We start from the raw sequence: 12,665 nt of genomic DNA on the forward strand, positions 1-12,665 counted from the left end.
CCGAAGATCAGGCCGCGGTTCACCGCGACCGTGTGAAGGATTTGTCGTCCCGTGAGCATCATGACTCTCCTCCCGTTCGTCGTCCTCATCGGGGCCATGTTCCTGATGACACGCTCTGCCAAGAAGAAGCAGCAGCAGGCGCTCGCCATGCGCGACCAGATGCAGCCCGGCTCCGGTGTGCGGACGATCGGGGGGATGTACGCCACCGTCAAGGAGGTCCAGGAGGACACGGTTCTCCTGGAGGTCGCTCCGGGCGTCCACGCGGTGTACGCGAAGAACGCCATCGGCGCCGTGCTGGACGACGAGGAGTACAACCGCATCGTCCACGGTGACGGCGAGAGCGGCCGCAAGGACGACGCGGTGGCCGTTCCGGACGACGCCTCCTCGCTGACCGAGCCGGCCGGCGCCGAGGGCGCCACCGGCATCGACGGCGCCGCCGAGGTGCCGGACACCGCCGCGGACGGCAGGCCCGACCTCACCAAGAAGGCCGGGGCCGACGACGCCGGTGCCAAGAACACCAAGGCCGAGGGCAGGACCGACGGCGAGGACGACGCGAAGTAGTCACCTCCGGGGATCGCGGACGCCACCGGGCGTCACGCGATCGCCGGACCGCGTCCACATCTGCGGGGGCAGGTCCCCACACACTTCGTGGCCGCCCCGCCGCACACCTGGCGCGGGGCGGTTGGACAGGGAGAATCGACAAGGTGGCAGCACCGAAAAAGGGCAGAGGGCCGTCCGGGGGACAGGGCAGGCCGGGGCGTGCCCTGGCTCTGATCCTGATCGCGATGGTCGCGCTCACGGGCGGGATGTTCTGGTCCGGCCATGTCACGCCCCGCCTGGGCATCGACCTGGCGGGCGGAACGACGATCACACTCAAGGCCAAGAGCGAGCCCGGCCAGGAGAACGCCGTCAACGAGACCAACATGAACACCGCGGTCGGCATCATCGACCGCCGCGTCAACGGTCTGGGCGTCTCCGAGGCCGAGGTACAGACGCAGGGCCGCGAGCACATCATCGTCAACATCCCCAAGGGGACGAACGAGCAGCAGGCCCGTGAGCAGGTCGGCACCACCGCCCAGCTGTACTTCCGGCCGGTCCTGACCGTCGCCGGCAGTGAGCCGACGGCTCCGGCGCCCACGCCGTCCGCCGGATCGACGCCGTCCGCCGGCGCCTCGCCGAGCGCGTCGGCCTCCGCGTCCGCCAAGGACAAGGGCGCTTCTTCCGCGTCGCCCGCCGCGAGCGCCACCACCCAGGGCCGCGCGGTTCCCGAGGCGCTGAAGAAGGCGCCCACGCCGAAGGCGACCCAGAGCCCCGGCACGCCGCCGGTGCCCAGCGCTCCGCCCGGCACGGCCAAGCTCGAGCAGCAGTTCGCCGCGCTCAACTGCAACGACGTCAAGCAACGCGGCACCGCGGGCAAGTCCGCCAAGCCCACCGAGCCGACCGTCGCCTGTGGCAAGAACACCATCGGTCAGTGGGAGAAGTACATCCTCGGACCGGCCGAGGTCGACGGCAAGGACGTCGACAAGGCGAGGGCCGCGATCGACCAGCGCAACGGCCAGTGGATCGTCCAGATGGACTTCACCGAGGGCGGCGCCAAGAAGTTCTCCAAGATCACCAGCCGGCTCTCGCAGCAGCAGTCGCCGCAGAACCAGTTCGCCATCGTCCTCGACGGAGAGGTCGTCTCGGCGCCCTCGGTGCAGACGACCCTCAGCGCGAGCGCGGAGATCTCCGGCAGCTTCACCCAGGAGTCCGCGCAGGACCTGGGCAACATCCTGTCCTACGGCGCGCTCCCGCTGACCTTCCAGGAGGACAGCGTCACCACCGTCACCGCCGCCCTCGGCGGTGAGCAGCTCAAGGCCGGCCTGATCGCCGGTGCGATCGGGCTCGCCCTGGTCGTCATCTACCTGCTGGTCTACTACCGCGGGCTGTCCTTGATCGCCATCCTCAGCCTGATCGCCTCGGCGATCCTGACGTACACGATCATGTCGCTCCTCGGCCCGGCCATCGGCTTCGCGCTCAACCTGCCCGCCGTCTGCGGTGCCATCGTCGCGATCGGTATCACCGCGGACTCGTTCATCGTGTACTTCGAGCGCGTCCGGGACGAGATCCGTGAGGGCCGTACCCTGCGCCCCGCCGTCGAGCGCGCCTGGCCGCGTGCCCGCCGCACCATCCTGGTCTCCGACTTCGTGTCGTTCCTCGCCGCCGCGGTGCTCTTCCTGGTCACCGTCGGCAAGGTGCAGGGCTTCGCGTTCACACTCGGCCTGACCACGCTGCTCGACGTGGTCGTGGTGTTCCTCTTCACCAAGCCGCTGATGACGCTGATGGCCCGGACGAAGTTCTTCGCGAGCGGCAGCTCCTGGTCCGGTCTGGACCCGAAGCGGCTCGGCGCCCAGCCGCCGCTGCGGCGCCCCCGCCGTGTCACCGCCGCCCCCACCGACCCGAAGGAGGCGTGAGATGTCGAAGCTCGGCAACCTCGGCGCCCGGCTCTACCGCGGCGAGGTCGGCTACGACTTCGTGGCCAAGCGGAAGATCTGGTACGGCATCTCGATCCTGATCACCATCACGGCCATCGTCGGCCTGGCGGTGCGTGGTCTGAACATGGGCATCGAGTTCAAGGGCGGCGCCGTCTTCACCACCGACCGGGCGACCGTCTCGGCCGCCCAGGCCAAGGAGCACGCGGAGGAGGCCTCCGGCCACGACGCGATCGTCCAGCAGCTCGGCAACGGCGGCCTGCGCATCCAGGTCAGCAGCCTGGACACCAAGCAGGCCAGCAAGGTCGAGGAGCAGCTGGCCAAGGACCTGAACATCCCGCAGGACGAGATCAACGCCGATCTCGTCGGCCCGAGCTGGGGTGAGCAGATCGCCAACAAGGCCTGGATGGGCCTGGCGATCTTCATGATCCTGGTGGTGCTCTACCTCGCGATCGCCTTCGAGTGGCGGATGGCGGTGGCCGCGCTCATCGCCCTCATCCATGACCTCACCATCACGGTCGGGGTGTACGCCCTGGTCGGTTTCGAGGTCACCCCGGGCACGGTGATCGGTCTGCTGACCATTCTCGGTTACTCCCTCTACGACACGGTCGTCGTCTTCGACGGCCTGAAGGAGGGGTCGAAGGACATCACCAAGCAGACCCGCTGGACCTACAGCGAGATCGCCAACCGCAGCCTCAACGGCACCCTGGTGCGGTCCATCAACACCACCGTCGTGGCGCTGCTGCCGGTCGCCGGCCTGCTCTTCATCGGCGGCGGCTTCCTGGGCGCCGGCATGCTGAACGACATCTCGCTGTCGCTGTTCGTGGGTCTCGCCGCCGGCGCGTACTCCTCGATCTTCATCGCCACGCCGCTCGTCGCCGACCTCAAGGAACGCGACCCGCAGATGAAGGCGCTGAAGAAGCGCGTCCTGGCCAAGCGCGCCGCCCAGGGCGGCGACGGCTCCGGCGAGCCGGGCGAGGACGCGTCCGCGGGCCTGCCCCAGGGCGCCGCGTCCGCCACCGCGGTCGTCGGCCAGCGCGGCATCCGTGCCCCGGGGAAGCGCCGATGACGACGGTCAGCACGCGCGAACTCCTGCTCAGCCGGATCCGGGACGTCGCCGACTACCCGATCCCGGGTGTGACGTTCAAGGACATCACCCCGCTGCTCGCCGACCCGGAGGCCTTCGCCGCCCTCACCGGCGCCCTCGCCGAGCTGTGCGTCCGGCACGGCGCGACGAAGATCGTCGGTCTGGAGGCCCGCGGCTTCATCCTGGCCGCGCCGGTGGCCGTCACGGCGAAGCTGGGCTTCGTCCCGGTGCGCAAGGCGGGCAAGCTGCCCGGCGCGACCCTGTCGCAGGCGTACGAGCTGGAGTACGGCACCGCCGAGATCGAGGTGCACGCCGAGGACCTGCTCCCCGGCGACCGCGTCATGGTGATCGACGACGTGCTCGCCACCGGCGGTACCGCCGAGGCCTCGCTGGAGCTGATCCGGCGGGCCGGTGCCGAGGTGGCGGGCGTCGCGGTGCTCATGGAGCTCGGCTTCCTGAACGGCCGCGCCCGGCTGGAGCCCGCCTTGCGCGGGGCCCCGCTGGACGCGCTGATCCGGATCTGACCGCACCGCGGACGCACCCGCGAGGGCGCCCGGGGGACACCCCCGGGCGCCTTCGTGCGTTCCGCGCCGGCCGTACCGTGCCGACCGCACCGCCGCCCGGCCGTGGCCGCGGCTCGGGGAGCTCAAAAGATCCTCAAATCGATTTCCCGTCGCGGCGGTCCTCTGATTGGATCTTCACGATGCCACTGACCAGGCATCTTTCCATGAGGAGGATCGATGACGAAGACACGCAGGATCGCCACGGGGGCTGTCTCGCTTCTCTCGTTCGCGGCCGTCACGGTGGGCGCCGCTCCGGCGAGCGCCGCCCCGCAGACGGAGGCCGCCCCGGCGGCCCGGGCCGCCGCGGGCACCTGCACCGGCTGGAAGAACGCCGGTGGGCTGCCGCTGAAGTGGACCACCGCCAAGGACGGCTGCGGCCACTTCGGCAAGCCGGGCATGAAGATGGGCTACTCCTGGAAGGTCTTCAAGGGCGGCAGCGTCTGTATCAAGGTCAAGGGCTTCAACAAGGGCAAGAAGACCTGGTACAACGCCGGTTGCGGCAAGGCCGGCTCCATCAAGGTGCCGTGGGGCAACGTCGTCGCCGAGAAGGAAATGATGATCAAGGGCGCCGCGCTCCTGCGCTGGGCCTGAGCCACGGCACCGGCCACGGCGTGAGCCGGCCCGGCAGTGCCGGGTGGCGGTTGCCATGACCCGAGGGGCCCGGAGCGCATCCGGGCCCCTCGGCCGTCCCCGGACCCCGGGCCGCCTCCCCGGGCCGCCGAGCGGCCGCCGTGTGAGCGCTGGTGCGCCCGAGGTCGATACCATGGGATTCCGGGCCTGACCGGGGGACCCGGACCCGCACGAGGAGCGCTCTTGCCAGACGAGGCCCAGCCACTCTCCGCCGCGAAGCCCGAGCAGCAGGCCGACAAGGCCGCGGCGCCCCCAGCCACGCCCCCGTCCGAACCCGCGCAGAGCACACCCGGGTCCACCGCCCCGCAGCGTGCCCAGGGCCCGGCGCCCGTCTCGGCCCCCAAGCCCACGCCGCCCGCCGCGGCCCGCTCCGGCGGCTCTTCCAACCGGGTGCGGGCCCGCCTCGCCCGCCTCGGCGTCCAGCGCTCCTCCCCGTACAACCCCGTCCTCGAACCGCTGCTGCGCATAGTCCGCGGCAACGATCCGAAGATCGAGACGTCGACGCTGCGCCAGATCGAGCGGGCCTACCAGGTCGCCGAGCGTTGGCACCGGGGCCAGAAGCGCAAGAGCGGCGACCCGTACATCACCCACCCGCTGGCGGTCACCACCATCCTCGCCGAGCTCGGCATGGACCCCGCCACGCTCATGGCCGGGCTGCTGCACGACACCGTCGAGGACACCGAGTACGGCCTGGACACGCTGCGCAAGGACTTCGGCGACCAGGTCGCCCTCCTGGTCGACGGCGTCACCAAGCTCGACAAGGTCAAGTTCGGTGAGGCGGCCCAGGCCGAGACGGTCCGCAAGATGGTCGTCGCCATGGCCAAGGACCCGCGCGTCCTGGTCATCAAGCTCGCCGACCGCCTGCACAACATGCGCACCATGCGCTACCTCAAGCGGGAGAAGCAGGAGAAGAAGGCCCGCGAGACGCTGGAGATCTACGCGCCGCTCGCCCACCGCCTGGGCATGAACACCATCAAGTGGGAGCTGGAGGACCTCGCCTTCGCGATCCTCTACCCCAAGATGTACGACGAGATCGTCCGCCTCGTCGCCGAGCGCGCCCCCAAGCGGGACGAGTACCTGGCCATAGTGACCGACGAGGTCCAGGCCGACCTGCGGGCGGCCCGCATCAAGGCCACCGTCACCGGCCGGCCCAAGCACTACTACAGCGTCTACCAGAAGATGATCGTCCGCGGCCGGGACTTCGCGGAGATCTACGACCTGGTCGGCATCCGCGTCCTGGTCGACACGGTCCGCGACTGCTACGCCGCGCTCGGCACCGTCCACGCGCGGTGGAACCCGGTCCCCGGCCGGTTCAAGGACTACATCGCGATGCCGAAGTTCAACATGTACCAGTCGCTGCACACGACGGTCATCGGCCCCAACGGCAAGCCCGTCGAGCTGCAGATCCGCACCTTCGACATGCACCGCCGCGCCGAGTACGGCATCGCCGCGCACTGGAAGTACAAGCAGGAGGCCGTCGCCGGCGCCTCCAAGGTGCGCACCGACGTGCCCAAGAAGGCCGGCAAGGACGACCACATCAACGACATGGCGTGGCTGCGCCAGCTGCTGGACTGGCAGAAGGAGACCGAGGACCCCAGCGAGTTCCTGGAGTCGCTGCGCTTCGACCTGTCCCGCAACGAGGTCTTCGTCTTCACCCCCAAGGGCGATGTCATAGCGCTGCCCGCCGGCGCGACACCGGTCGACTTCGCCTACGCCGTCCACACCGAGGTCGGCCACCGCACCATAGGAGCACGGGTCAACGGCCGGCTCGTACCGCTCGAATCGACCCTCGACAACGGCGACCTCGTGGAGGTCTTCACCTCCAAGGCGGCCGGCGCCGGTCCCTCCCGCGACTGGCTCGGTTTCGTCAAGTCGCCCCGCGCCCGCAACAAGATCCGCGCCTGGTTCTCCAAGGAGCGCCGCGACGAGGCGATCGAGCAGGGCAAGGACGCCATCGCGCGGGCCATGCGCAAGCAGAACATGCCGATCCAGCGCATCCTCACCGGTGACTCCCTGGTGACGCTGGCGCACGAGATGCGCTACCCCGACATCTCGTCCCTGTACGCCGCGATCGGCGAGGGCCATGTCGCCGCCCAGGGCGTCGTGCAGAAGCTGGTGCAGGCACTCGGCGGCGAGGAGGCCGCCAACGAGGACATCGCCGAGTCGGCGCCGCCCTCGCGCAGCCGCGCCAAGCGCCGTGCCAAGGCCGACCCGGGCGTGGTCGTCAAGGGCGTCGAGGACGTCTGGGTCAAGCTCGCCCGCTGCTGCACGCCGGTGCCCGGCGACCCGATCATCGGCTTCGTCACCCGCGGCAGTGGCGTATCGGTTCACCGCGCCGACTGCGTCAACGTCGACTCGCTCTCCCAGCAGCCCGAGCGGATCCTCGACGTGGAGTGGGCGCCCACCCAGTCCTCGGTCTTCCTGGTCGCCATCCAGGTCGAGGCGCTGGACCGCTCGCGGCTCCTGTCCGACGTCACCCGCGTCCTGTCCGACCAGCACGTCAACATCCTGTCGGCGGCCGTCCAGACCTCCCGCGACCGGGTCGCCACCTCGCGCTTCACCTTCGAGATGGGCGACCCCAAGCACCTGGGGCACGTACTGAAGGCGGTCAGGGGCGTCGAGGGCGTGTACGACGTGTACCGCGTGACCTCGGCCCGCAGGCCCTCGTAACCACCGGCGCGGGGACACCGCGAAGGGGGCTCCCGTACCTGGTGTGTACGGGAGCCCCCTTCGCGTGCGCCCGAGGCGCCCGGCCCGGCCGCGCGGCCGGGCCCCGTCTAGCCGCCGAACTCCTGCAGACCCTTCAGGGCCTGGTCCAGCAGCGCCTGGCGGCCCTCCAGCTCACGGGAGAGCTTGTCGGCCTTGGCGTCGTTGCCCGCCGCGCGGGCCGCCTCGATCTGCTTCTCCAGCTTGTCGACCGCGTCCTGGAGCTGACCCGTCAGGCCGGCCGCACGCGCGCGTGCCTCCGGGTTCGTCCGGCGCCACTCGGCCTCCTCGGCCTCCTGGAGCGCTCGCTCCACCGTGTGCATACGGCCCTCGACCTTCGGGCGGGCGTCGCGCGGTACGTGGCCGATGGCCTCCCAGCGCTCGTTGAGGGCACGGAAGGCGGCCCGGGCCGCCTTCAGGTCCGTCACCGGCACCAGCTTCTCCGCCTCGTCCGCGAGCTCCTCCTTCAGCTTGAGGTTCTCGGTCTGCTCGGCGTCCCGCTCCGCGAAGACCTGGCTGCGCGCCGCGAAGAAGACGTCCTGGGCACCGCGGAAACGGTTCCACAGGTCGTCCTCGTGCTCACGCTGGGCGCGGCCCGCCGCCTTCCACTCGGTCATCAGGTCGCGGTACCGGGCGGCCGTCGCGCCCCAGTCGGTGGACCGGGAGAGCGCCTCGGCCTCGGCGACCAGCCTCTCCTTGGCCTTCCGGGCGTCCTCCCGCTGCGCGTCCAGCGACGCGAAGTGCGCCTTGCGGCGCTTGGAGAACGCCGACCGCGCGTGCGAGAAGCGGTGCCACAGCTCGTCGTCGGACTTCCGGTCGAGCCGCGGCAGGCCCTTCCAGATGTCCACCAGCGCCCGGAGCCGCTCACCGGCGGCCCGCCACTGCTCGCTCCGGGCCAGCTCCTCGGCCTCGGTGACCAGCGCCTCCTTGGCGTGCCTGGCCTCGTCGGCCTGCTTGGCCTTCTGCGCCTTGCGCTCCTCGCGCCGCGACTCGACCGTCTCGACCAGCTTGTCCAGCCGCTTGGAGAGCGCGTCGAGGTCGCCCACCGCGTGGTGCTCGTCGACCTGGTGACGGATGTGGTCGATGGCGGCCATCGCGTCCTTGGCCGACAGGTCGGTGGTCTTCACGCGCTTCTCGAGGAGGCCGATCTCGACCACCAAGCCCTCGTACTTGCGCTCGAAGTAGGCCAGTGCCTCCTCGGGGGATCCGGCCTGCCACGATCCGACGACCTTCTCGCCGTCGGCTGTACGCACGTACACGGTGCCCGTCTCGTCGACGCGGCCCCACGGGTCGCTGCTCACAGCGCCTCCTCCACATGATGCCGCTGAGGGGCTCCGAGCCCCCGGGCATCGTCCACAGTTTCCTGGGGCGGGCTGCGCCCGCCCTGCACAACGCCAATCTAGGCGACCGGCCGCCCGGCTGTCCGCACTCAGCGCGACCGAATTCGGTGGCCCGCGCCGCGCCTCACACCTTGCTGACCGTGGCCTTCTCGATGGTGACCGTCTTCTTGGGCGCCCCGTCCCCGGCACCGCCCCGCACACCGCCCCTGGCGATCTCCTGCACGACCTTCAGGCCGGCCGGGTCGATGGTGCCGAAGGAGGTGTACTGCGGGGGCAGCTTGGTGTCCTTGTAGACCAGGAAGAACTGGCTGCCGCCCGAGTTGGGCTGACTGGTCTTGGCCATCGCCACCGTGCCGGCCGGGTAGGTCACCGTGCCGTCCGCGCCCGCCTTGCCCAGCGCGGTCAGGTTCTCGTCGGGAATGGTGTAGCCGGGGCCGCCCCTGCCGGTCCCCTCGGGGTCGCCGCACTGGAGCACGAAGATGCCCTCGGTGGTGAGACGGTGGCACGTGGTCCCGTCGAAGAACTTCTTGTCGGCGAGGTGCTTGAACGAGTTGACCGTGTGCGGAGTCCTGGCCGCCCGCATGCTGACGGTGACATCACCGTGGTTGGTCGCCAGCCTCATGGTGTAGGCGGCCTTGCGGTCGATGGCCATCGCCGGCTCCGCGGAGGAGCCGGAGGGGGCCGGGCTGCCGGTGGCGGAGGCCGAGTCGGTCCGGTCCGTGCCGCTGTCGCCCGACAGGCCGACGGAGGCGTACGCCGCGGCGCCGGCGGCCAGCGCCACGGCGAGTGCGGCGGCGATGATCGCATTGCGCCGCCTGGCCTTGTTGCGGAGCTCCTCACGGCGCCGCTGCTGCCGCTCGAACTTCTCCCTGGCGAGCTGCCGCCGCCGCTGATCGCTGCTGACCACCGGGTCTTCTCCTTGTCGGTCTGGGAATCCTGCCTGGGCCGGGTGTGCCCGTACCGTATACGGGTTGGCTGTGGGACGAGCAGCGCCGGTAGGCTCTGAGCTGCCGCATTCCTCCGCCGGACGACTGCCGCCACTGCCGGACGACTCTTTAAGGACGATCGTGCTCATTGCCGGGTTCCCCGCCGGGGCCTGGGGGACCAACTGCTATCTGGTCGCCCCCGCCGCAGGCGAGGAGTGCGTGATCATCGACCCGGGCCACCAGGCCGCCCAGGGAGTCGAGGAGACGCTCAGGAAGCATCGGCTGAAGCCCGTCGCCGTGGTGCTCACCCACGGGCACATCGACCATGTCGCCTCCGTCGTCCCGGTGTGCGGCGCCCATGACGTACCCGCGTGGATCCACCCGGCCGACCGGTACATGATGAGCGACCCCGGGAAGGCCCTCGGCCGGTCGATCGGCATGCCCCTCATGGGCGAGCTGACGGTGGGGGAGCCGGACGACGTCAAGGAGCTCACCGACGGCGCCCGGCTGAGCCTGGCGGGTCTGGAGTTCTCGGTCGCGCACGCGCCCGGCCATACCAAGGGGTCGGTGACCTTCCGGATGCCCGAGGCGGCGGACGTCCCGCCCGTCCTGTTCTCGGGCGATCTGCTGTTCGCCGGCTCCATCGGACGCACCGACCTGCCGGGCGGTGACATGGACGAGATGCTCGCGTCGCTGGCCCGCGTGTGCCTGCCGCTCGACGACTCGACCGTGGTGCTGTCCGGCCACGGCCCCCAGACGACCATCGGCCGCGAGCGCGCCACCAACCCGTACCTGCGGGAAGTGGCCGCCGGCCAGGGAGCGGCCCCCGCTCCTCGACGAGGAATGTGACGAGAATTCCGTGAGTACCTTCCAGGCCCCCAAGGGCACCTACGACCTGCTGCCCCCGGACTCCGCGAAGTACCTGGCGGTGCGCGAGGCCATCGCCGCGCCGCTGAGGAGCTCCGGCTACGGGTACGTCGAGACCCCGGGCTTCGAGAACGTCGAACTGTTCGCGCGCGGTGTCGGCGAGTCCACCGACATCGTCACCAAGGAGATGTACGCCTTCGAGACCAAGGGCGGCGACAGGCTCGCCCTGCGCCCCGAGGGCACGGCGTCGGTGCTGCGCGCCGCGCTGGAGGGCAACCTCCACAAGGCGGGCAACCTGCCCGTCAAGCTCTGGTACTCGGGCTCCTACTACCGCTACGAGCGCCCGCAGAAGGGCCGCTACAGGCACTTCTCGCAGGTCGGAGCCGAGGCGATCGGCGCCGAGGACCCGGCGCTCGACGCCGAGCTGATCATCCTGGCCGACCAGGCGTACCGCTCGCTCGGCCTGCGCGAATTCCGCATCCTGCTCAACTCGCTGGGCGACAAGGAGTGCCGTCCGGTCTACCGGGACGTCCTCCAGGGCTTCCTGCGCGGGCTCGACCTGGACGAGGACACCCGGCGCCGTATCGAGATCAACCCGCTGCGCGTCCTCGACGACAAGCGTGCGGACGTCCAGAAGCAGCTCGTGGGCGCGCCCATGCTGCGCGACTACCTGTGCGACGCGTGCAAGGCGTACCACGAGGAGGTCCGCGGGCTGCTCACGGCGGCGGGCGTGGTCTTCGAGGACGACGAGAAGCTGGTGCGCGGCCTGGACTACTACACCCGCACCACGTTCGAGTTCGTCCACGACGGGCTCGGCTCGCAGTCGGCGGTGGGCGGCGGCGGCCGCTACGACGGCCTGTCCGAGATGATCGGCGGCCCGGCGCTGCCGTCGGTCGGCTGGGCCCTCGGGGTGGACCGCACGGTGCTGGCACTGGAGGCGGAGGGCGTGGAGCTCGACCTGCCCGCCACGACGAGCGTGTTCGCGGTGCCGCTCGGTGAGGAGGCGCGCCGCCGGCTGTTCGCCGTGGTCACCGAGCTGCGCCAGGCGGGGGTCGCCACCGGCTTCGCCTACGGCGGCAAGGGGATCAAGGCGTCGATGAAGGCCGCCAACCGCAGCGGCGCGCGCTACGCGCTGGTGCTGGGGGAGCGCGACCTCGCCGAGGGCGTGGCCCAGCTCAAGGACATGGAGTCCGGTGAGCAGGAGCCGGTGGCGCTGGACGCGGTGGTGCCGGCCCTGCGGGCGAAGCTCGCCTGACCGGCCGCGGGGAACGGGGCGGTGTCCGGGACGGTCCGGACACCGCCCCCGCGCGTGTCCGCCGCACGCTTATGTCCATCGAACGGCGGACGGCCACCCGGGTACGGCAGAATGACCTCTGCCCTCAACTACCCCACCCGCACCTAGTGATGGATCGCCGATATGACGACTGCGACGGTTGACGACGTGTCCTCGGACCATGGCACGGCGGTCGGCAGCGGCCGGGCCTTCGCCTGGATGCTGGTGATCACCGGCGCGGCCGGAGTGCTCGCGGCCTGGATCATCACGCTCGACAAGTTCCGGCTCCTGGAGAACCCGAACTACAAGCCCGGCTGCAGCCTGAACCCCATCGTCAGTTGCGGCAACATCATGAAGAGCGAGCAGGCCTCGGTCTTCGGCTTCCCCAACCCCATGCTGGGCCTGGTCACCTACGGCATGGTGATCGCCATCGGTGTGGCGCTGCTGTCGGGGGCGCGCTTCCGGCGCTGGTACTGGCTGGGCCTGAACGCGGGCACCCTGTTCGGCGTCGGCTTCTGCACCTGGCTGATGTACCAGTCGCTGTACCACATCAACTCGCTGTGCCTCTGGTGCTGCCTGGCCTGGGTCGCCACCATCGTCATGTTCTGGTACGTGACCTCGCACAACGTTCGCAGGGGCCTGCTGCGGGCGCCGGGTGCGGTCGAGCGGTTCTTCGCGGAGTTCACCTGGGTCGTGCCGGTGGTGCACATCGGGATCATCGGCATGCTGGTCCTGACCCGCTGGTGGGACTTCTGGATGAGCTGACCGGCCCTCGGGCACTGTCAGTGCGCTGACATAGGCT

At 70.4% G+C, this 12,665-nt stretch carries 11 protein-coding genes; 9 read left to right on the forward strand and 2 right to left on the reverse strand.

Annotated features, from left to right (window positions below; genetic code table 11):
- Positions 1-51 precede the first annotated feature (51 nt).
- The 6 genes from yajC (at position 52) to AB0H53_RS21100 (ending at position 7,421) form a co-directional block, all read left to right on the forward strand.
- Complete coding sequence (yajC, locus tag AB0H53_RS21075; protein WP_362115318.1) at positions 52-561, forward strand: preprotein translocase subunit YajC; 510 nt, start codon at positions 52-54, stop codon at positions 559-561.
- A gap of 143 nt (positions 562-704) precedes the next feature.
- Positions 705-2,453: a protein translocase subunit SecD gene (secD, locus tag AB0H53_RS21080; protein WP_362115320.1), complete on the forward strand. Its 1,749-nt coding sequence runs from the start codon at positions 705-707 to the stop codon at positions 2,451-2,453.
- 1 nt (position 2,454) lies between these two features.
- Entirely contained in the window at positions 2,455-3,540 is a 1,086-nt protein-coding gene (secF, locus tag AB0H53_RS21085; RefSeq protein ID WP_362115323.1) for a protein translocase subunit SecF, read from the forward strand.
- On the forward strand, positions 3,537-4,082 hold the full coding sequence (locus tag AB0H53_RS21090) for an adenine phosphoribosyltransferase (RefSeq protein ID WP_362115326.1): 546 nt from the start codon (positions 3,537-3,539) through the stop codon (positions 4,080-4,082). The genes secF and AB0H53_RS21090 overlap by 4 nt, the downstream gene beginning before the upstream one ends.
- Positions 4,083-4,298: 216 nt before the next feature.
- Complete coding sequence (locus AB0H53_RS21095; protein ID WP_362115329.1) at positions 4,299-4,712, forward strand: hypothetical protein; 414 nt, start codon at positions 4,299-4,301, stop codon at positions 4,710-4,712.
- Positions 4,713-4,934: 222 nt separating this feature from the next.
- Entirely contained in the window at positions 4,935-7,421 is a 2,487-nt protein-coding gene (locus tag AB0H53_RS21100; protein WP_362115332.1) for a bifunctional (p)ppGpp synthetase/guanosine-3',5'-bis(diphosphate) 3'-pyrophosphohydrolase, read from the forward strand.
- A gap of 107 nt (positions 7,422-7,528) precedes the next feature.
- On the opposite strand, the gene AB0H53_RS21105 is transcribed toward AB0H53_RS21100, so the two are convergent.
- Both AB0H53_RS21105 and AB0H53_RS21110 read right to left on the reverse strand, forming a co-directional pair.
- Entirely contained in the window at positions 7,529-8,758 is a 1,230-nt protein-coding gene (locus tag AB0H53_RS21105) for a DUF349 domain-containing protein (protein ID WP_362115335.1), read from the reverse strand.
- 163 nt (positions 8,759-8,921) lie between these two features.
- Entirely contained in the window at positions 8,922-9,704 is a 783-nt protein-coding gene (locus AB0H53_RS21110) for a peptidylprolyl isomerase (protein ID WP_362115338.1), read from the reverse strand.
- Positions 9,705-9,864: 160 nt separating this feature from the next.
- Between AB0H53_RS21110 and AB0H53_RS21115 the strand changes: the two genes are divergently transcribed.
- From AB0H53_RS21115 to AB0H53_RS21125, 3 genes are all read left to right on the forward strand, one after another.
- Positions 9,865-10,572 (forward strand): MBL fold metallo-hydrolase, encoded by a 708-nt coding sequence (locus tag AB0H53_RS21115; RefSeq protein ID WP_362115341.1) that lies wholly within the window; start codon positions 9,865-9,867, stop codon positions 10,570-10,572.
- A gap of 10 nt (positions 10,573-10,582) precedes the next feature.
- Positions 10,583-11,845, forward strand: a complete 1,263-nt coding sequence (gene hisS, locus AB0H53_RS21120; RefSeq protein WP_362115344.1) for a histidine--tRNA ligase — start codon at positions 10,583-10,585, stop codon at positions 11,843-11,845.
- Positions 11,846-12,007: 162 nt separating this feature from the next.
- A complete protein-coding gene (locus tag AB0H53_RS21125; RefSeq protein WP_362115347.1) occupies positions 12,008-12,628 on the forward strand; it encodes a vitamin K epoxide reductase family protein in 621 nt (206 codons plus the stop codon).
- The last annotated feature ends 37 nt before the right edge of the window (positions 12,629-12,665 follow it).

This window comes from Streptomyces sp. NPDC050856 (assembly GCF_040653855.1).
Lineage (GTDB): Bacteria > Actinomycetota > Actinomycetes > Streptomycetales > Streptomycetaceae > Streptomyces.

Coding starts and splice junctions, on each gene's coding strand:
- secF (WP_362115323.1), top strand. CDS start 2,455: ATGTCGAAGCTCGGCAACCTCGGCGCCCGGCTCTACCGCGGCGAGGTC.
- AB0H53_RS21090 (WP_362115326.1), top strand. CDS start 3,537: ATGACGACGGTCAGCACGCGCGAACTCCTGCTCAGCCGGATCCGGGAC.
- AB0H53_RS21095 (WP_362115329.1), top strand. CDS start 4,299: ATGACGAAGACACGCAGGATCGCCACGGGGGCTGTCTCGCTTCTCTCG.
- AB0H53_RS21125 (WP_362115347.1), top strand. CDS start 12,008: ATGACGACTGCGACGGTTGACGACGTGTCCTCGGACCATGGCACGGCG.